The sequence below is a fragment of the Synechococcus sp. R70.1 genome, assembly GCF_047461675.1.
In the GTDB taxonomy this organism is placed as follows: Bacteria; Cyanobacteriota; Cyanobacteriia; order Thermostichales; family Thermostichaceae; genus Thermostichus.
In genome coordinates this window covers 1-1,986 of the sequence record NZ_JANSHR010000001.1, presented here as the reverse complement: position 1 = coordinate 1,986, position 1,986 = coordinate 1, and the positions used below count along the sequence as shown (strand labels likewise).

The 1,986-nt window shown below is 62.3% G+C and carries 3 protein-coding genes and 1 pseudogene; all 4 read left to right on the top strand.

Annotation, left to right across the window (positions count from 1 at the left end; all coding sequences use genetic code 11):
- Positions 1-396: pseudogene (locus tag NW807_RS00020) on the top strand (tRNA pseudouridine(38-40) synthase TruA); the annotation flags it as partial.
- 20 nt (positions 397-416) lie between these two features.
- Complete coding sequence (rplM, locus tag NW807_RS00015) at positions 417-845, top strand: 50S ribosomal protein L13 (protein ID WP_414424920.1); 429 nt, start codon at positions 417-419, stop codon at positions 843-845.
- A 12-nt stretch (positions 846-857) separates the two neighbouring features.
- Positions 858-1,250, top strand: a complete 393-nt coding sequence (gene rpsI / locus NW807_RS00010; RefSeq protein WP_414424919.1) for a 30S ribosomal protein S9 — start codon at positions 858-860, stop codon at positions 1,248-1,250.
- Positions 1,250-1,986 (top strand): phosphoribosylamine--glycine ligase (gene purD / locus NW807_RS00005; protein WP_414424918.1); only part of this gene is annotated, 737 nt, incomplete at its 3' end. The genes rpsI and purD, both read left to right, overlap by 1 nt.

The following is a 1,986-nucleotide window of genomic DNA, read 5'->3' as shown; positions in this document are numbered from 1 at the left end:
ATCTACACGGGGAAACACCCCTCAGTGTGGCGAATACGCTACGCTTGGCATCTGCCGCGCCAGTTGGACTGCGCAGCAATGCAGACGGCGCTGCAGCAAATCCTGGGCGAACACGACTTTCGCCCCTACTCAGTCAAAGTTCCGGCTGAGCAGAACACCGTTCGCACACTATACCGCGGGCAGGTACGCCCGACCCGCGACGGCGTGCAAATCGACCTGGAAGCCAGTAGCTTCCTGCGCGGGATGGTACGCCTTATCGTGGGCGACCTGATGCAAGTAGGTAGCGGCATGCTACCCATAGATGCGCCTGCCGAACGGCTGCGCACACGCCAACGAGCGACCTACATGGCACCCCCGCAAGGGCTGTGCCTGATTCGGGTAAAATATAGACGCTGAACGAGGAGGCAACCCTTATGTTGCAACGCACCTACATGGCGAAAAAAAACGAAATCGAGCGCACATGGTGGGTCGTCGACGCGGCAGGCAAACCTGTCGGGCGAGTCGCCGCCCAAGTCGCACGCCTGCTGCAAGGTAAGCACAAACCCACCTACACACCACATATGGATGTGGGCGATTATGTGATTATCCTAAACGCGGAGAAGGCGATTTTTACGGGTAAGAAACTGGACGAAGTGCTGTATCACCACACGATGCATCCAGGCGGGCTGCGCGCCTACACCCGACGCAAACTAATGAGCGAGAAGCCCGAACGGATGATAACGCGCGTGGTCAGCCGCATGCTACCCAAAAACAAGCTCCGCGCACGGATGCTCAAACGGCTGCGCGTGTTCGCAGGCGCGGAACACCCGCACCAAGCGCAGCAACCTCAGCCGTACCAACTGTAAGGAGGGCATACGATGGAACAAGTTCGTTACTACGCTACAGGGCGTCGCAAGACCGCTTCGGCGCGCGTGTGGTTGATGCCCGGCACGGGCAAAATCACTATCAACGGGCGTGAGGCGTCGGAGTACCTGCGCCGACTGACTCTGGAACGCCTTGTGACACAACCGCTGCGCCTGCTGGGGCTCGAGGAGCAGTACGACATCATGGCGACGGTGCGCGGGGGCGGACTATCGGGTCAGGCAGGCGCAATCCGACACGGTGTTGCGCGTGCCCTACTGCAGGTTAACCCAGAATATCGTGCGGTGCTGAAGCAGAACGGGCTGCTGACCCGCGACGCCCGCGAGAAGGAGCGCAAGAAGTACGGACGCCACGGCGCACGACGCGGATTCCAGTACGTGAAGCGATAATGCGCGTGCTGCTGGTGGGCGGCGGTGGACGCGAACATGCACTGGCGTGGAAGCTCCGCCAGAGCCGGCATTGTGACGCGCTTTACGCCGCTCCCGGCAACGCGGGGATTGCCCACCTTGCTGAATGCGTCCCTATCGCTCCCAAAGCCGTTGCCGATGTGGTGCAGTTCGCCCGCCAGAACGCGATTGACCTCGTGGTGGTGGGTCCCGAATCGCCCTTGATTGCAGGGCTTGCCGACGCGCTGCACGAGGTGGGCATCCCCTGCTTCGGACCTACACGCGCTGCAGCGCAACTGGAAGGTAGCAAGGCGTTCGCCAAGCAACTGATGGCACAGCTGGGTGTACCCACCGCCCCGTTTGCCGTGTTCGACGATGCCGATGCCGCGCGCGCCTACCTACGCGAGCGGTTCCTCCGCCACCCGTGCGTGGTCAAAGCGGACGGCGAGGCGCTGGGCAAGGGCGTGTTCGTATGCGACACGCTCGGCGACGCACTGGATGCTGTGGAGTTCCTGATGGAACAGGGTGGACTGGGCGCAGCGGGCAAGCGCATCGTGATTGAAGACCGCCTATACGGGCGCGAGATGTCGCTGCTGTGTATCACCGACGGCGAGCACGCTCTGCCCATGCCGCCTGTGCGCGACTACAAACGCGCCTTCGACGGCAATCGCGGTCCCAACACGGGCGGGATGGGCTGCTACACACCATTGCCCGACGCGACGCCTGCCCTCGTACAGAC

Bases quoted from the DNA above. Each gene is read 5' to 3' on its own strand.
- rpsI (WP_414424919.1), top strand. From the start codon at position 858: ATGGAACAAGTTCGTTACTACGCTACAGGGCGTCGCAAGACCGCTTCG.